Annotated in this window: 17 protein-coding genes; 10 read left to right on the top strand and 7 right to left on the bottom strand. The window is 54.4% G+C overall.

What is annotated here, in order from left to right; genetic code table 11:
* Positions 1–137: 137 nt before the first annotated feature.
* Positions 138–1,217 (top strand): GTP cyclohydrolase II, encoded by a 1,080-nt coding sequence (gene ribA / locus L0666_RS14660; RefSeq protein ID WP_235262121.1) that lies wholly within the window; start codon positions 138–140, stop codon positions 1,215–1,217.
* Here ribA and L0666_RS14655 read toward each other — a convergent pair.
* Positions 1,214–2,059, bottom strand: coding sequence for a DMT family transporter (locus L0666_RS14655; RefSeq protein WP_235262120.1), 846 nt, complete (start codon positions 2,057–2,059; stop codon positions 1,214–1,216). The genes ribA and L0666_RS14655 overlap by 4 nt on opposite strands.
* Positions 2,060–2,134: 75 nt before the next feature.
* On the opposite strand from L0666_RS14655, the gene L0666_RS14650 reads away from it, so the two are divergent.
* Complete coding sequence (locus tag L0666_RS14650) at positions 2,135–2,629, top strand: L,D-transpeptidase family protein (protein WP_235262119.1); 495 nt, start codon at positions 2,135–2,137, stop codon at positions 2,627–2,629.
* Here the strand turns inward: L0666_RS14650 and L0666_RS14645 are convergent.
* Positions 2,626–3,285, bottom strand: a complete 660-nt coding sequence (locus L0666_RS14645; RefSeq protein WP_235262118.1) for a YggS family pyridoxal phosphate-dependent enzyme — start codon at positions 3,283–3,285, stop codon at positions 2,626–2,628. The two genes, L0666_RS14650 and L0666_RS14645, sit on opposite strands and share 4 nt — an antisense overlap.
* Before the next feature lie 233 nt (positions 3,286–3,518).
* On the opposite strand from L0666_RS14645, the gene L0666_RS14640 reads away from it, so the two are divergent.
* The 5 genes from L0666_RS14640 to holA all read left to right on the top strand — a co-directional run bounded on the left by L0666_RS14640 (position 3,519) and on the right by holA (position 9,371).
* On the top strand, positions 3,519–4,628 hold the full coding sequence (locus tag L0666_RS14640; RefSeq protein ID WP_235262117.1) for a porin: 1,110 nt from the start codon (positions 3,519–3,521) through the stop codon (positions 4,626–4,628).
* 159 nt (positions 4,629–4,787) lie between these two features.
* Positions 4,788–5,249 (top strand): DUF3576 domain-containing protein, encoded by a 462-nt coding sequence (locus L0666_RS14635; protein WP_235262116.1) that lies wholly within the window; start codon positions 4,788–4,790, stop codon positions 5,247–5,249.
* A gap of 69 nt (positions 5,250–5,318) precedes the next feature.
* On the top strand, positions 5,319–7,874 hold the full coding sequence (gene leuS, locus L0666_RS14630) for a leucine--tRNA ligase (RefSeq protein WP_235262115.1): 2,556 nt from the start codon (positions 5,319–5,321) through the stop codon (positions 7,872–7,874).
* Positions 7,861–8,346 (top strand): LPS assembly lipoprotein LptE, encoded by a 486-nt coding sequence (gene lptE / locus L0666_RS14625; RefSeq protein ID WP_235262114.1) that lies wholly within the window; start codon positions 7,861–7,863, stop codon positions 8,344–8,346. Before leuS ends, lptE begins: the two co-directional genes overlap by 14 nt.
* The gene (gene holA / locus L0666_RS14620; protein ID WP_235262113.1) at positions 8,343–9,371 is read left to right on the top strand and encodes a DNA polymerase III subunit delta; all 1,029 of its coding nucleotides are present in this window, start codon (positions 8,343–8,345) and stop codon (positions 9,369–9,371) included. Before lptE ends, holA begins: the two co-directional genes overlap by 4 nt.
* Before the next feature lie 132 nt (positions 9,372–9,503).
* Here holA and L0666_RS14615 read toward each other — a convergent pair whose 3' ends face one another.
* From L0666_RS14615 to L0666_RS14605, 3 genes are all read right to left on the bottom strand, one after another.
* Entirely contained in the window at positions 9,504–9,722 is a 219-nt protein-coding gene (locus tag L0666_RS14615) for a hypothetical protein (protein ID WP_235262112.1), read from the bottom strand.
* 210 nt (positions 9,723–9,932) lie between these two features.
* Positions 9,933–10,484, bottom strand: a complete 552-nt coding sequence (locus L0666_RS14610; protein WP_235262111.1) for a YjbF family lipoprotein — start codon at positions 10,482–10,484, stop codon at positions 9,933–9,935.
* 116 nt (positions 10,485–10,600) lie between these two features.
* Positions 10,601–12,736 (bottom strand): YjbH domain-containing protein, encoded by a 2,136-nt coding sequence (locus L0666_RS14605; protein WP_235262110.1) that lies wholly within the window; start codon positions 12,734–12,736, stop codon positions 10,601–10,603.
* An 81-nt stretch (positions 12,737–12,817) separates the two neighbouring features.
* On the opposite strand from L0666_RS14605, the gene L0666_RS14600 reads away from it, so the two are divergent.
* Genes L0666_RS14600 through L0666_RS14590 form a run of 3 tightly spaced genes read left to right on the top strand, consistent with a single transcriptional unit; the run spans position 12,818 to position 15,361 of the window.
* Positions 12,818–13,714 carry an NAD-dependent epimerase/dehydratase family protein gene (locus L0666_RS14600; RefSeq protein ID WP_235262109.1) on the top strand — a complete coding sequence of 299 codons (897 nt, stop codon included), beginning with the start codon at positions 12,818–12,820 and terminating at the stop codon, positions 13,712–13,714.
* A complete protein-coding gene (locus L0666_RS14595) occupies positions 13,711–14,316 on the top strand; it encodes a sugar transferase (RefSeq protein ID WP_235262108.1) in 606 nt (201 codons plus the stop codon). The genes L0666_RS14600 and L0666_RS14595 overlap by 4 nt, the downstream gene beginning before the upstream one ends.
* Positions 14,317–14,356: 40 nt before the next feature.
* A complete protein-coding gene (locus tag L0666_RS14590) occupies positions 14,357–15,361 on the top strand; it encodes an NAD-dependent epimerase/dehydratase family protein (RefSeq protein WP_235262107.1) in 1,005 nt (334 codons plus the stop codon).
* A 5-nt stretch (positions 15,362–15,366) separates the two neighbouring features.
* On the opposite strand, the gene L0666_RS14585 is transcribed toward L0666_RS14590, so the two are convergent.
* Positions 15,367–16,539, bottom strand: a complete 1,173-nt coding sequence (locus tag L0666_RS14585; protein ID WP_235262106.1) for a TIGR03862 family flavoprotein — start codon at positions 16,537–16,539, stop codon at positions 15,367–15,369.
* The gene (locus tag L0666_RS14580; RefSeq protein WP_235262105.1) at positions 16,536–17,846 is read right to left on the bottom strand and encodes a mechanosensitive ion channel family protein; all 1,311 of its coding nucleotides are present in this window, start codon (positions 17,844–17,846) and stop codon (positions 16,536–16,538) included. Before L0666_RS14580 ends, L0666_RS14585 begins: the two co-directional genes overlap by 4 nt.
* Positions 17,847–17,875: the final 29 nt, after the last annotated feature.

Raw genomic sequence — 17,875 nt, 5'->3', positions numbered from 1 at the left:
GTTACATGACAGATGTGTTGAGATACGTCTTCACGCAAGTTTTATGGCAACTTCTCACGCCGTCGTGTCAGATGCAGGGGAAATGTTTCAATTTCTAACGGATAAGGGTATCGGATGGGGAAAGACAAAGGCCAAATATGACATTTGCACCCAACCTGACGGAACGATTTGCCCGCGCTCGCGCCGATCTGCGCATGGGTGTTCCTGTTGTCATATCTGATGGAACCAGTAGTGCACTGGTCTGCGCCGCAGAAACGCTGACTGAATTAAGGTTGGTCGAGTTTATTAAAATGGGCGCAGTTGTCACTATCACCGATCACCGTGCTGCAACGCTAAAGGTTCCGGCCTATGACCGTGATCTTGCGCGAGTCGTCCTGCCCAACTCTGCTGATCTGGAGTGGGTTCAAGCCATAGCCGACCCCGCCGACGATCTGAAAAACCCAATGAAAGGTCCCTTCAAGACCGAACGTGAGGGTGCTTCAGAGATACATCGCGCTGGCATCGCCTTGGCTAAGGCTGCACACCTTCTTCCCGCATGCGTCGTTGCGCCTGTCGCAAACGGAATGGCTTTCGCGCTTCAACATGATCTGACGCACCTGACAACGAATTCGGTGCTTTCGTCCGCTTTGTCGCCCCTTGATCCGGTTATCGCGGCGCGATTGCCGATGGACGCCTCAGAGGCAGGCCGTGTGCATATCTTTAGACCTGATGATGGCGCAGAGGAACACTATGCCATTGAGATCGGCGCGCCCGATCGCTCAAAACCCGTTCTCAGCCGTCTGCATTCGGCGTGCTTTACAGGCGATGTCCTTGGCAGCTTGAAATGCGACTGCGGCCCACAATTGCGGGGTGCATTAGCGCAAATGGGGGCCGAAGGCGCCGGTATCCTCTTGTATCTTAACCAAGAAGGTCGCGGGATCGGGCTTGCAAACAAGATGCGCGCATATTCGTTGCAGGATCAAGGGTTTGATACGGTTGAGGCCAATCACCGCCTTGGGTTTGAAGACGACGAACGGGACTTTCGCATCGGCGCAGAAATTCTGCGCAAGATGGGATTCTCTCAGGTGCGCCTGCTTACGAATAACCCTGCCAAGGTCGCCAAACTAGAAAGCTGCGGCCTAAAAGTGACCGAACGTGTGCCGCTTATGGTTGGTAAGAACCAACACAACGCCAACTATCTGGCCACCAAGGCCCAAAAATCCGGTCATCTGCTTTAACGCGCGAACCGCAACAGCACTGCACCAATGATTGTTGTGAACGTTGCAAAGACCTTCATCAGGTCCAAGCGTTCCCTCATAAAGAATACTCCGATGAACAATGCAAAAATGATAGATGATTCCCGCAAAGCCGTGACCAAGGCGATGGGCGCCTGCATGAATCCCCACACCACGAGCGCATAAGCGCAGTAAGACGCCAGCCCGCCGACGATCAAAACAAATCGCCCTTCCGGCCAGAGCCGCGACAGCGTTCCTGGTCGGTTGACCCGTAAGAACGCGGCAAAGACAACAGCATTGCCAATCGCTGACCATCCGTAAAACCCAACTGCCGTGCCAGCAACGCGCGCACCCAACCCATCAATTAACGAATAGCCGGCAATGAAACAGCCCGTGATAGCGGCCAACAACGCCGCCTTGGGGTTTCTGGCCCCAGCCGTACTGCGCACCAATCCCAGCGACAACAGCCCCGTGCCAATCAGCACAATCGCCATAACCTCTTGCCAGCCAAGGACGACATTCAGCAATGACACCGACACCATCGCAACGATCAAAGGCGCAATTCCACGGGCAACGGGGTAAACTTGGGTAAGGTCGCCAATCTTGTAGGAATTCAACAGGAACACCTGATACCCAAAATGGAAAACCAAAGAGCCTAGTAGATAGGGCCAGCAAGACAGATCGGGCATCGGTACGAACAGCAACCCGATCACCGCCCACGGTAAATGGCCGATAATAACGCCCGCCATGCTCAAATGTTTGTCGGCTGCTCCTTTGGCCAAGGCGTTCCATGTCGCATGCAGCAGGGCCGCTAGTAGCGTCGTCCCAATAACAATCGTCGGCATCTTGATCCCCTTTCCGCACCCTATGACCAGCTAGCCCGCTTGAACAAGACGATCCGTTCTGTTCTTTCTTTTGACATGAAGCCCAATGATCTTGTCGTCACACCAACTCACCTTCGATTTATGAACCGCGGCTTTCCGTGTTCAATCGGGAAAGGTGGAATCAGCGATCACAAGGTAGAGGGCGATGGCGCAACACCGCGCGGGACCCACCGCCTTGTCGGAATGTTGTATCGGCCTGATCGCATCAACAAACCCGTGAATTGGGCTGAACCTATTCACCCTCGTGATCTTTGGTCAGATGATTCTAACGACGAAGCGTATAATCAACGCGTCCGCGCGCCCTATCCGCACAGCCATGAAATGCTCAGGCGGGCGGACCCGTTGTACGATCTAGTGATCGTGACAGATTGGAACTGGCCAAACGCGGTTCCCGGCCGTGGATCCGCGATCTTCATTCACCGCTGGCGCAAGAAAGGCCACCCAACAGAAGGATGCATCGGCCTGCGTCCGGCAGATTTGCGATGGATCGCCAAACGCATAGGCAAAAACAGTCGCCTAATCGTACTTTAACCCGCTGGCGGCACACGATCCCCAAAGATCGCTGAGCCGACACGTACATGCGTCGCCCCCAAGGCCACAGCGCGTTCAAAGTCGCCCGACATACCCATCGACAGGCCCTTTAGTCCATTTCGCGCCGCAATCTTTCTAAGTAGTGCAAAGTGTAACGACGGCTCTTCGCCTACAGGCGGAATGCACATCAACCCTTTTACAGGCAGGTCCAGCGCGATCGATTCCGCGATAAAACTATCTGCATCTGCAGGCAGAACACCCGCCTTTTGAGGTTCCTCCCCAGTGTTCACCTGAATGAACAGATCAGGGCAGGACCCCATTTCCTGCGCGATTCGAGCAAAGGTCGTTGCCAGTTTGGGGCGATCAAGCGTGTGGATCGCCTGCGCAAGTTCCATTGCCTGACGGGCTTTGTTGGTTTGTAGCGGCCCAATGATGTGTAGCTCGATGTCATCAAAGGCTTCTCTGAATTGCGGCCACTTTCCTGCAGCTTCCTGCACACGATTTTCACCAAAGACTCGGTGCCCCTCCTCAAGAATCGCCTCGACCCGTTCGTTCGGCTGCACCTTGGAAACCGCGATCAAAGTGGTTTCCCCTTGGTTTCGGCCTGCTTTGGCTTCGGCTTCGCGAATCCGGTTATTAATATCCTGCAGAGTCATCGTAAGCTCCTGACACTGTTGCGTGTTTTTTATTTCACTCTGACATAGAGCGTTATCCAAACGCTGTCATCTATATAGGGCGGCACTGAATGGTGTGGCACGTCTGCATCATTTTCAAAGCAGGTCCCAAATCCGAAGCCAATTTTCTTGAGTGTGCAAGGGTTTGGGCGCAAAGACAGTGCCAATGCTAGAACCACTGGCATTCTCGAGAATGCAAACACGAGGAATATAACATGAAACGCATCCTTCTTGCTTCCACAGCAATCGTCGCCTTCGCTGGCGCAGCTGCTGCTGAAGTTACTTTCTCCGGCGCAGTAGAACTGGGCTACAACACAGACGACACAATGGACGGTGTTTTCAGCGCCGAAGACAACAACGAAGGCTTCTACGGCACAGTAGACCTTGGTGTTGGCTTCTCCCAAGAGCTGGACAACGGTATCACTGCTGCTGTTGAATTCGACATCGAATTCGATGAAGGCATCGCCGGTGACCTCTCCTTTGACGATGCTTTGCTGTCTTTGTCTTCCGACACAGCTGCAATGTACTTCGGTGTTACTTCCTTCGCAGCTGAAAGCCTCTGGTCTTCCGCTGGCGACATGGAAGCAGACGGCTTCTCCGAAGCTTCTGACGAAATCGTTCTCAAAGGCACAATGACATACGGCAACGTTGAAGCTGCTCTGTCTTATGCTCTTACAGCTGACGATGGCACTTCTGTTTCCGATCTTGGCGACGACGACATGGACCAGATGTCCCTCGGTCTCGTTGGTACATTCGGCAACTTCACAGTTGGTGCAGCGTACCAGGAAGCAGCGTCTTCCATCGACGAAACTATGGGTAACGGCGACTTCGTAACTGACGAAGTATTCGGTATCTTCGCAAGCACATCCTTCTCCGGCGCTGACGTAACAGTCGCATACGCTCAAGAAGAAGCTGAATCTTCCATGGGTGTAAAAGTTGCATACCCATTCGGTCCAGTAACTGCGACTGCTTACTACGTTGTTGAAGACAGCGACGCAGGCGACGTAGACGACAACTGGGGCATCAACCTGGCATACGAAAACGGCCCAGCTGCTGTTTCCTTCGACTACCAGGACGACCAAGGTACAGCTAAAATGGGCCTCGAAGGCTCTTACGACATCGGCAATGGTCTCGTAGCTTACGCTGGTTACCTGACACAGGACGACACAGATGACCGTTACTATGTTGCTGGTGGTTACGACCTCGGCGGCGGTGCAGCTCTGCTCGTTTCCTACGCGATCGACGACGACGATGTTGACGAAGACGAAATCGGTGCTGGCGACTACCAGCGCGGTACAACTGTTGAGCTGACATTCGAATTCTAAAGAACCGAATGGTTAGACTAAGATTGGGCGGTTCCTTCGGGAACCGCCCTTTTCGTTTGTAAGACCCTTTTCCACAGCTCCGATAATGCCCTCGGGTCTTGTGGCACCTGCCCCCCTTCGATACACCTTTGCTAAGTAAATTTCGCAAAGGGCGATCCGGTGACGAGACTTAGCAAAACTATCCGCCTTACTTTTGGTGTTGGCCTCATTGCTGCATTGGCAGCTTGTGGCGGATCTGGCAGCAACCCGTTCGGCTCAATCGGCAGCCTGGGCGGTTCAAACGAAGCCGCAACACAGCAGGCAGCGCGGACACGTGGCGTCGAAAACGTCGCCGTAAACCGATATCTTTGGGCAGCATCGCTTGATGTACTTAGCTTTTTGCCCGTTGAATCCGTTGATCCGTTCACAGGGGTAATCGTCATGGGCTACGGCACCCCTCCGGGGGGTAGTCGCGCCTACCGCGCGACGATTTACATTACCGACCCAGCATTGGACGCGCGCTCGTTGAATGTTGCTTTGCTGACCCGTTCAGGACCAGCCGCAGCTGAAACAACCCGCGCTATCGAAGACGCAATTCTTTCGCGCGCACGCCAGTTGCGCATCGCGGACGGTGCGCTGTAAAACAGCCCCAACCCACAGTTTCTAAGCGCCGGGTCCAGCACCCGGCGTTTGCATTTTCAAGGACAGACCATGTCAAACTACACGCCCTCAGAAATCGAAGCCAAATGGCAGGCCGCTTGGGATAAAGCCGAGACGTTCAAAGCTGTCCGCAGTGACGACAAGCCCAAGTACTACGTGCTTGAGATGTTCCCCTACCCATCTGGCCGCATCCACATCGGCCACGTGCGCAACTACACCATGGGCGACGTGATTGCCCGCTATAAGCTGAGCACAGGGCACAACGTATTGCACCCGATGGGCTTTGACGCCTTTGGGATGCCAGCCGAGAACGCGGCAATGGCGTCCGGCGGCCACCCCAAGGATTGGACTTACAGTAACATCGACGACATGGTCGAACAGATGAAACCACTGGGGCTTGGGATCGACTGGTCCCGCATGTTCGCCACCTGCGATCCTGAATACTACGGCCAGCAACAGGCATTGTTCATCGACATGCTCGATGCTGGGCTGATTGATCGCAAGAATGCGACCGTGAACTGGGACCCCGTCGATATGACGGTTCTGGCCAACGAACAGGTCATCGACGGTAAGGGCTGGCGCTCCGGTGCAGAAGTCGAACGCAAAGACCTGACACAGTGGTTCTTCAAGATTTCCGACTATGCGGATGAACTGCTGGGCGCTCTGGATGGCCTCGACAACTGGCCCGCCAAGGTGAAACTGATGCAGGAAAACTGGATCGGTAAATCTCGTGGTTTGCAGTTCTCGTTCTCGATGGTTGAAGGCATCGGCGCACATGATCGCGTCGAGGTTTATACAACGCGCCCTGACACGCTGATGGGCGCGTCCTTTGTTGGTATTTCCCCCGACCATCCATTGGCCAAAGAGCTAGAGGCGGACAACGCAGACATCGCCGCGTTTAATGCAGAATGCCGCAAAGGCGGTACCACCGCCGAAGCCTTGGAAAAAGCCGAGAAGATGGGCTTCGATACGGGCCTGCGCGTGCGTCACCCATTCGATACGTCTTGGGAACTGCCCGTCTACATCGCCAATTTCATCATGATGGACTACGGCACCGGTGCTATCTTTGGCTGCCCTGCCCACGACCAGCGTGATTTCGATTTCGCCAAAAAATACGGCCTGCCGATCAAGCCGACATTCTTGCCGTCTGAGGACAGCTCACCCGAGTTGGAAGAGGCTTTCGTTCCAAACAAAACCGATATGGTGCATTGGCTGACACCTTACGCTTGGGAGCCCGCTACAAACGGCGAAGACGCGATAAATGCAGCCGTAGATTTCTGCGAAGCTAACGGCGTTGGCCAAGGCGTCACGAAGTATCGCCTGCGCGATTGGGGCCTGTCCCGTCAGCGGTATTGGGGCGCACCTATTCCTGTTGTTCACTGTGACAGCTGTGGCGTCGTGCCCGAGAATAAAGAAAACCTGCCAGTTGAACTGCCCTATGATGTGTCCTTCGACATTCCGGGCAACCCGCTTGACCGCCACCCAACTTGGCGCGACGTGCCTTGCCCGTCTTGCGGTAAACCAGCCCAACGCGAAACTGACACGATGGACACCTTCGTGGATTCGTCATGGTATTTTGCACGCTTCACTTCACCCCACGCCGAGACTCCCACCAACGCCGAGGACGCGGCCTATTGGATGAATGTCGACCAATATATCGGCGGCATCGAGCACGCGATTTTGCACCTGCTCTATTCACGTTTCTTCGCCCGCGCTATGCACAAGACAGGCCATTTGCCTGAAACGGCAGTTGAACCGTTCAACGCGCTGTTTACGCAAGGCATGGTCACCCACGCGATCTACAAAACGGCAGGCGACGATGGCCGCCCCGTTTACCACTACCCCGAAACCGTCGAACTGCGCGATGGTGGCGGTTTCCTCAAAGACGGCACTCAGGTCGACATCATTCCATCCGCGAAAATGTCGAAGTCCAAGAACAACGTCGTCGATCCTGTCGCGATCATTAGCCAATACGGCGCCGATACGGCCCGTTGGTTCGTGCTTTCCGACTCTCCCCCAGAACGGGATGTGGAATGGACAGCATCTGGTGCTGAAGCGTCTTTCAAACACCTCAGCCGTGTTCACCGCATTGCGGGCGAAATCGCGACGAATGACGTTGCCGCTAACGACGCCGATGAAGCCTTGTTGCGCGACATGCACAAAGCGATTGTCGACGTTACCAACGGCGTTGAAAGTTTCGGGTTCAACGCGGCGATTGCCAAGCTCTACGGCTTTACTGCTGGGCTGGCCAAATCCAAGGCGGGAGGCGATGCCAAACGCCAGGCCATGCGGACTCTCGCACAGCTGATGTCACCGATGACACCGCACTTGGCTGAAGATATCTGGGCCCTTCTTGGTGGGACCGGTTTGATTGCCAACGCGCCATGGCCCGTCGCAGACGAGGCAATGCTGGTCGAAGACACCATCACCCTTCCGATCCAGATCAACGGCAAACGTCGGAGCGAAATTGCCGTTCCAGCGGACATGCCGAAAGATGAGGTTGAAAAACTTGCTCTCGCGGATGAGGCTGTAGTCAAAGCTTTGGACGGCAACGCGCCTAAAAAGCTGATTGTTGTACCAGGCCGGATTATCAATGTTGTCATCTAACCGACGCGCCTTTCTTGCCCTTCTCGCTGTAGCTCCTTTAGCGGGCTGCGGCTTTACGCCGGTCTACGGGGTGAACGGGTCGACGCGGTCCTTGCGCGGGCGCATCGCTTTCCGTGCACCAAACACGCCAGAGGGGTTCCGTCTGCGGACACGTCTTGAAGAGCGATTGGGCCGCGTTGAACAGGGTGACTATCTGCTTACGGTAGAGCTCGACATTGAAGAAGTCGCGGTGGCGATTTCCTCAGCGCAAGACATTAACCGGTTCAACCTCCCCGGTAAGGCAACGTGGACGCTCACTGAACCCGGCGTTGACCAACCGCTGGCATCTGGTGTGGCAGAAACCTTCACCGCCTATTCCGCCTTTGGTACCACAGTCGCCACCCAAGAAGCACAGGACGATGCGCGCGACCGCCTCGCCATTGCTTTGGCCGATTTGATTGTCACCCACATCATTATCGCGTCCGGCGCATGAAGCTATCCGCTCGCGACGCCGCCGGTTACTTTCGAAAGCCCGACCCCGAAGGAGCAGGCCTTTTGATTTACGGCGGCGACGCCATGCGCGTAGCACTTAAACGCCAAGACGTTATCAAGGCTTTGGTCGGAGAGAACGGCGAAGAAGAAATGCGCCTGACGCGTATGTCGGGTGCTGATTTACGCAAGGATCCAGCCCTACTTGGCGACGCCATAAAATCCCAAGGCTTCTTTCCCGGTCACCGCGTTGCCTTTGTCGAGGATGCAACTGATACCGTGGCCAAAGCGATTACGCCCGCGCTGGCGGACTGGGAACCGGGCGACGCCCAGATTATCGTCACAGCTGGTCAGTTGAATGCGCGTTCGGCACTTCGCAAACTGTTTGAGGGGCACAAGACGGCCTACGCCGTAGGTATCTATGACGACCCTCCATCCCGCGACGAAATCGAAGCCAACCTGCGGGACGCGGGGCTTAGCAATGTTGGCCGCGATGCAATGGACCTCGTCATTGCCTATAGTCGTGAAATGGCACCAGGGGATTTGCGCCAGACGATTGAAAAGCTCGGGCTCTACATGTTGGATTCCAAAGATGAGATCACTGTAGCCGATGTCGAAGCCTGCGCGCCGCAGTCCAACGAGGCAGGCCTTGATGACGTCTTAAATGTCGTCGCAGATTTGAAAACGAAAGAGATCGGGCCGCTCCTGAGCCGCCTTTATGCGCAGGGCACACAACCTGTTGCGTTATGTATCGCGGCGATGCGTCACTTCCGACAGCTCCATGTCGCCGCTTCGGACCCTGGTGGGCCGTCTGCAGGTATTGGGCGGCTAAAGCCACCTGTCTTTGGTCCACGTCGTGATCGGATGGTCAGACAAGCTAGCAATTGGGGCCGCATCAACCTCGAAGAAGCTTTGTCCACAATTACTGAGGCCGATTTGACCCTGCGTTCGGCACATACCGCACCTGATCGCGCCTTGGTGGAGCGCATGTTCATTCGGTTGGCTATGTTGGGACGGCGCCGTTCCTAGATGGTAATCCTAGGTGCTTTTACTAACATAGGTCACACCAGAACGAGTCCGCACCGAAATAGCCATTAGAAATGCAGAAGACAGGCCCCAAGGCCTGCCTTCCAAATTCAAGTAGCTGTTAAGCTAGAGGGCTTAGGAGCCGCCGCCGGAAGCTGCTGCAGCGATAAGTGCTACGCCAAGCAAAACTGGCAAAACTGTGCCGCCCATGGAAGAGGACAAAGGCTTCGCCATGTTGTCGTCTGCGATGATGATCTGTGTGTCAGTAGTGCCTGCGTCAGAATAGTCGCCAGCCATCATTGGTGTGTTGCTAGCTGCTACAAGAAAGGCAGCAGTCAAAATCGTCTTTTTCATTTCTCATTACTCCGGTGTCTACGTTGTGTGTGCGCGCATACGCTATGAACTTATAACAAATACAAAAACAAGTTGGTATGGGAAAAAAATAAAGGTTCCATCACTGGTAAATATGTCAAAGTCTTCGATGCGAAGTTCAATTGGAAAGGTATCAGCTCAACCTATACGGTAGATTGGTCGAACTTCAATTACAACAACTTAGTCCGCATCTTAGAGTTTCTGGTACCCTACGTAACCTACACCGGCAGAAATCCACTGACGGGACTGCCAAATCGTGCCATTTCCGCCGCGCCAGTATGTGTTCTTAAAGGAATGAGTTTCGCCCGTACACAGCTCTTCCATAACCGTCGTCGTGTAGGTTCTTTCAAAAATAGTCAGTGCTTCAGTTCGAACATTGTCCATTCGGCACTGGTAGACTGACCGTTCAATCTGACCAAGACCGTCGAGAAAATCTATAGTTCTCAAGTAACTACCACCAGATCTAAGGGCGGCTTTTACAGAGGATACATCCGAACCCATCACGTCGTCGCCCAGTCCGCGCGTCGCTACGAGAACACCGGCTTCCAAGACAAAGCTAAGTCCATCGGGCGAATTCCATGTCACCTTGTCACCATTTCGACCAACCTCAAAAATGAGGCCTGTGGCTTCGCGGTCGATTATGCTCACCCGAAGCATGTTTGTTTCTTGAGCTTCAATGTAGTCCCGCGTGAGAGCCTGAGCCGCCTCGACTGAGGGTGCTGCCGCCGCCGAATCGTCTGGCATTGCTGACTGAACCACACCACGGAATACCCCCACTGACGCGTTCTTCGTATTAAGGGGCCCACAAGCAGAAACCACTACAAGTGTCGCTGTCGATAGTACTGAGGTCCAAGTTGTATTCATCGCCAGAATCGTCCCCAGTTTTCTTCCAATTGCCCTTGGTGGCCGCCCTCGACCACATCATAGAGCCGACCGTCAATCCGAAGCCGTGCACCACCATCACGTTCAAGAGATGATAGTGTCGTCGAGGACGTGTCGCGTGTTGGTGTTCCAAACAGCCAGTCAGATGGGATTTCGATACGGATACCTTTGTCAAACGACCCTTCACCGAAGTCATCAAACGGAACATCGGTCAGTGTAAAGTAGGCACCGACCTTCCACCCGTTATCAAATTCACGATCAAGAGAGAACGTTGCACCCCAGTCGCCCGCCAAATAGCGCCCAACATCTACTTGGCCCTGAAACCCGTTCTCAAAATCGTAATACGCTGACAGATGGCCCGTAATGACATCATAGTCGTCACCAACAAAACTATTGCAGTCGGTTCCCGAACAGGCGGGGCGAAATCCAAGACCAAGGTCGTAGTCGCGCAGCAAAGTGTAGTTCAATTCGGCACCAAGCGCCAAACGGCTATCCACGGGTTTCCACAAAAGTTCACCAGACACGCCACCGAACGAACGTTCGAAATACCCGACTGAGGCGCGGCTATAGACGTTTTGACCAGGACGACCGTACCAAGACATGAACAAGTTTTCGATGCCGCTGCCGCTTTCAGCACCGTACCGAAGGCTCGTCCGACGTACATCGGGCAAATCAGATTCAGAGATCGAACCGACTTCATCACGGTTGCCTGCCACGCGATAGCGATAGGCCCCTGCAAGAATCACATTGGGGCGCAGTTCATATTGAAACGTCGCCTCAAGTCCGACATCGCCACGAATAGGTTCTTCACCGTCGAACAATGACAACTCAAGATAAGGCGCAACCCCCCACAAAAACGCCGGCGTCGGGTCTTCCCATTCTACGGCGGGTGCAGGACCAGCCGCATCTGAAAAAATCGCGCGGTCATAAGAAAGCGCCGCTGCGTTCGGCTCATTCTCAAGCGCTTCCAGATCACTGCGACGGATCGTTACCGAAGATGTTGTAATCCCACGTCGAGTTGGTTCCAGAATGAATGTATCAACGTTAACGGGTGCAACTTGCGTCAGGATGCGCGATACGCGGCCTACGCCTTGTGCCTCCGCTCTGTAACGCTGGTTTTCATAGCGCACTCTCAAAGTGTTTCCGACGACTTCAGCACCATGCAATCGGAATCCGTCCGCGGCCAAAATCGAACCCAAGGCGTCTACACTTGCCGTTTCCACCTCGGGGTTGTCCCAAGTAGCAGCTGCACTGATCCCTTCGGCACGAACACCAACGGGCATCGGCGATGTGTCCAGTCCGCTCGGGAAATTCGGTGTCGTCGGATCAATCAAAATCGTGGCAGCAAAGCCGATATCAGTCCCATACATGTAGTACGCACCAAGCTGGTAGGCGTCTCTGGGCTGCCATTTGATACCGAAGTTAAGAGGGGACTCCCTCTCAAATCCAATCAGCGTCGTTTCGCGTTCGTAAATGTCAGAAGAATATTCAGCAAGAACTGTCCATTCATCATTCAAGCGCCACTCCACGCCCCCAAACAACGCAGCGTCGCCTCGAAAAAATTGCCCCGAGAGGATCGTGCCGCCCGTATCTATGCTGTCATCAGGGCGCGTTTCAAAACGCTCATCGATGATGCCCAATGGATTGGTAAAACCGTCGAGCGACCCAAGCCGCCCCCAGCCCAAACCACCAGAGACGCGCACGTTGGTTCCCAACGTTTTCGTCGCGACAAGGTATTCGCTGCTATACCGACCGGTACCGATAAAATCGCGCACCCCCACCGAAATCGCAGGCATGTACTGACCTTCATCAGTGACCTGATACTGCAAATCAAAACTTCGGTCATAGGTGTCAATCAACGAGTAGCGAAAGCTACCGGAGACACGCGGCAAGACCTGAAAGGTAAATGTCACACGTTGCGTGTCGCCAAAAACCGCAACCGTTGTCGCAATCTCGCCGTCCGCAGGGGCAACAGCCGTTGGCATATCAATAATACCTGGCGTGCCATAAAGCGTGTAGTTTGCACGCCAATCATCATCAGCGGCTGCGGGAGTTGCAGCAATCACGGCACATAAAACACCGGAAATGCCTATAATTCTGTCTAATTCAAACATGATCAACGTCTGACATTGTATCCAACCTCGTCGCAACCTTATTCTCACCCAAATCAGAAGTTGATGCCAAGGGTGGGCGATATGCCATACCCTGTTGAAAAAGGGGCAGCTGTGACGACTATTCTTCTCGGGGCAAATGGCCGTTTGGGCACCATCCTAACCCACTTCGCGCGGGAGGAGGGATTGGACTGGAAAACCCAAGCGCGCCAAGGGGATGCAGATATAATTTGGTCCGGAGACTTTGGTGACACTGCTGCCGATCAAGTCTTCCAAAACTACGCGACCATTATCAACTTTATCGGCGAAACAGGTACAGATAAAAATCAGCTGGAATCCGCCAATGTGGAATTCGTCGAGCAACTGCTTGAGAGAGCCGCCCGAAGCAACGTAAAGCACGTGATCCTTGCCTCATCAGCCGCAGTATACGGCGCGGGGGATGGCACGCCCTTCAGAGAAGCGGACCCTACCGCCCCCCTTAACGCATATGGCCAAAGCAAAGCCACGATGGAGCGCGTCGCAGAGACCTTTGCAGCAATCAATAACGCGCCCAAAATTACAATTGCACGGATCGGTAATGTTGCGGGCGCGGATGCTTTGATCGCCGCCGCGCAACGACACTCGGCTGACGGCATTGCGATGCCGCTGCATCGGTTTAGGGACGGCACCGCATCTGTAAGATCCTATATTGGGCCCTACGATTTTTTCGTCGCGATCAAAGCACTGATCCCGACACCGAAAACAAAGTTACGAACGGTCAATGTCGTTCAACAACAACCTGTCTCCCTCGATAAGCTTCTTTCGGCGTATAAGGACCATCTCTTGCCCGATCTAAGCTGGGTAGATAGACCCGCTCCGGACGGTGTTCCTCGCAGTGTTGTCCTTTCGAACGACACCCTGCAAAATATTGTTAAGTTAAAAGACTACGACGACCCCGCCGATGCTTTGGGGCGCCAAACTGCGGAGCTACCAAATAAGTGAAACGCGTCTTTGATATCGGTCTTGCACTGCTCTTGCTGCTCTTACTCTGGCCCGTGATCCTCGCCATTGCGATAGCTATTCTATGGCGTGACGGCGGTCCTGTATTCTATGTCGCCGAACGTATGAAGACACCAGAAACGCCATTCAACCTGATCAAATTTCGCACCATGTCCAATGTGCCCGCGGATCAGAATGCAGGCGTTACCGGTGGCGATAAGACCGACCGTATTACACATGTAGGAAAAAAACTTCGCCGCTATCGTTTGGACGAACTCCCGCAGCTGATCAATGTTCTGCGTGGCGATATGAGCTTTGTCGGTCCGCGCCCGCCGTTGCGCCAGTATACCGACGCGTTTTCTGACCTATACAGCCAAGTCTTGCGATCCCGCCCCGGCGTAACAGGGTTGGCCACCTTGCATTTCCACCGCCACGAAGAACGCCTCATCGCCGATGCTAGCACGCCAGAACAAACCGAGCAGATCTACGTCACGCGTTGCGTGCCGCGCAAAGCCGTTCTGGACCTCATCTATCAGCGCCATGCTTCAGTCTGTTTTGACATTACTTTGCTCTGGGAAACGATCCTCAAAGTGTTAAGACGTTAGCAGTTCCACCAAACCATCACCCGTTACAAAAGAGTCTCCCATGCCCAAGGCCCTAGTCACCGGATCCGCAGGATTTATCGGTTATCACCTTTGTAAACTCCTCTTGGACGAAGGGTTTGAGGTCATCGGCTTTGATGCGATGACGGATTATTACGACGTTCGCTTGAAAGAACGCAGGCAGGCGAACCTGCTGCAGTCTGGCAGTTTTCGCGCCGTGAACGACCGGCTCGAGGCAGACGGTGTGCTGATGGATTTAGTTTCGCAAGAGAAGCCCGATTTCGTTGTACACCTCGCGGGGCAAGCAGGCGTCCGCTATTCCATCGACGAGCCGCGCTCTTATGTTGATGCCAACATCATCGGCACGTTCAACTTACTAGAAGCCGTCCGCGCGACGCCCGTCAAACACCTTTTACTCGCATCAACGTCGTCGGCCTACGGTGCCAATACCGAAATGCCCTACACCGAGACCGACAAGGCCGACACGCAAATGTCGTTCTACGCAGCGACCAAAAAATCAAACGAGGTGATGGCCCATTCTTATGCCCACCTTTACGACATCCCGACAACCATGTTCCGGTTCTTCACGGTCTATGGCCCATGGGGCCGCCCTGATATGGCGTTATTCAAGTTCACCAAGGCCGTTCTCAATGGTGACCCTATCGATGTGTACAACCACGGCAACATGAGCCGCGACTTCACCTATGTCACCGACCTCGTTCGTGGCATCCGTCTACTGCTTGATGCGGCACCTGAACGGCTAGACGAAGTGCCAGAGGGTGACAGTCTGTCCCCAGTAGCGCCGCACCGGATTGTTAACATCGGAAACGGCGAACCCGTGCAGCTGATGGCCTTCGTCGAAGCCATCGAAAAGGCACTGGGCCAGCCCGCCAAAAAGAACTTTATGGATATGCAGCCAGGTGACGTGCCTGCAACTTGGGCTGATGGATCACTCCTGAAAACGCTCACCGGATATACGCCAGCGACGGACGTCGAAACCGGCGTTAAATCTTTCGTTGATTGGTATCGCGACTACTACGACGTCTAATGCACTCAATCTCCGAGCGACAACTGAAGCCTGCATGCTGCGGCCAATCCGGCCCACCGCCCCGTCGCCAAACAACCGTTGATCAAATAACCGCCCGTCGGCGCGGCCCAGTCCAGCATTTCACCGACGCAATACACTCCGTCACGGGACTTAAGCATCAAGTCATCGGTGAGAGCGTCAAACCGCACTCCACCTGCCGTTGAAATTGCTTCATCGATCGGACGTGGGGTCAGTTGCGGGATGGCCAGCCCCTTGATCTTCTCCGGCAAAGATAAGTCACTATCTCGACCAAACTCGTTCAAAAGCGCCCGTTTTACTGGATCCAGCTTCAATGCCTTTCGCAGCTTGTTTGAGGCAGACTGTTTGCCTTTGACGGCTGCCAGTTTGGTGGAAATCTCCTCGACGGGCATGTCCGGCAAAAGGTCAATCACCAAAGGCGCCCCGTCGCGCATCGCTGCCGAAACGGTATAGATCCCGCCACCTTCAAGCCCCTTGGACGACACCACGAATTCACCCCGCGAAATACTTTCGCCCGCCGTCAGTTTGCACCCTTTTACTGCCGCGCCAAAATGCGAGGCCATGTGATCGGACCACGCCACATCAAAGCCCATGTTAACCGGTTGGAACGGTGCAACCGCATCCAGCAAGAGCCCTGCCCACTGGCCGTTCGACCCAAGGCGCGACCAGCTCGCGCCGCCCAGCGCCAAGACGGTCACTTGCGGTGTTATCCTGGTCACCCCAGTCGGTGTATCAAACGTCGCATCATCGCCGTCCCAACCCGTCCAACGCCAACGGGTTTGCAAAGTCACCCCTTGCTCTGACAGACGCGCAAGCCATGCCCGCAGCAGTGGTGAAGCTTTCATCACGGTTGGGAATACCCGCGCGGTTGATCCTGTGAAAACGGTCTGTCCCAGTGCCTCGGCCCACGCTCTCACGTCTTCTGGCCCGAACTCCGAGATCATCGGCGACAGATCCGCCTCTGCGGCACCGTAAGCTTGCATGAAAACCGGTAGTGGCTCGGCCTTGGTCAAGTTCAGGCCGGACTTACCAGCCATCAAGAACTTTCGACCCAATGTCGGCATTGCATCCGCGACCACAACCGAGTGACCAGCAGCCGACAAGACGTCAGCCGCCATCAATCCCGCTGGACCGCCACCAATAATGAGTGCGTCCGTCATTCAGACGCGGCAGGAAAACCGCCCTTGATCTCAACAACACGCTGCGGGAATGGGATCTCAATACCGGCGTCTTTTAACGCATTCCAGATCGCAAATCGCACGTGGCTACGATATTTGTTCTTACCGTCATCAATCCCGTTCACCCAGAATTCAACGACAAACTCAATACCGCTGTCTCCGAACCCGTCGAGTTCAACATCGGGGTCTTCGGGCTTACTCAAAACGAAATCCAATGCTGCGACAGCGGGTCCAACGATATCGGGGATACGGTTAATGTCCGTGTCGTAACTTACAGAGAATGAAACGTCATAACGATTGGCGGATCCACTATCGGAATAATTTACCACCCGCGTAACGATGAAATCCTCGTTGGGGACTACGATCCATTTACCGTCATAGGTCTCAAGGATCGCAGCACGCGCGGTCATCTTTACGATCGTGCCCGCCTCTCCCCCATCGAGTTCAACATAGTCGCCAACAGTCGCTTGCCCCTCAAGGAGAAGGATCACGCCAGAGACAAAATTGGACGCGATTTTCTGAAGGCCAAAACCGATACCAACACCTAAGGCACCTGTCAGCACGGCCAGAGAACTAAGGGGAACCCCCGCGATATTCATTGCCACAAGAAAGGCGACACCAAAGATCGCAATTTCGGCCGCTTTGACTGCCAATTGGCGGGTTGCAGCAGGCATTTCCTGCTTATGGATCATCGCCGAACTCTGGTCGTTTGACCAACGCCCAAGCCAGAACATCACAATCGCAACCACCAAGAACCGCAACAATCCAAGCAATGAAAAAGACATACCGCCAAGTGGGACGACTGTCTCACCAAGCCACAGCATTATTGGGTCGAGAAAGCCTAACGCATAGATCGCAGCGAACGGAATCAGAACCATCTTTCCGAGAAGCTTTAGGAGTGGATCCGTCAGCATATCGCGAACAAACGCACGCACCGCGAGGAACAGGAACACCCGCTTACCGAATGCGATCATTTCGCCAGCACCAAAAATCGATCGCGTTACTTGCTCGCCGATCGCGGTCAGCGCAAATGCAAGAAGCGGCAGCACCAACGGAAGGAACAGCAAAACGAACCGACGCACTTTGGCGAGGATCGTTTGGTTCTCTTCTGGCGGTGTCAGCGCCTTGGTCAAAATCGGGTTCAGTTTGCGGGTAATGACAACGGCCAAAACATAGGCCGCGACCAGCAATGCAAATTGCACCCAATTGGCGGGGTCAATGATCCAGCCAACTACAAACTCATATGCAGGCGTAATGTAGCCCATCGCAGTGTTCATTAAATCTTCCATAGGCACCTCCTACACCACGTCTTTCGTCA

The sequence above is a fragment of the Octadecabacter algicola genome, assembly GCF_021532625.1.
GTDB classification, from domain to species: domain Bacteria; phylum Pseudomonadota; class Alphaproteobacteria; order Rhodobacterales; family Rhodobacteraceae; genus Octadecabacter; species Octadecabacter algicola.
Note: the sequence above shows the minus strand (reverse complement) of the source record. Positions and strands in the feature narration are given on the sequence as shown.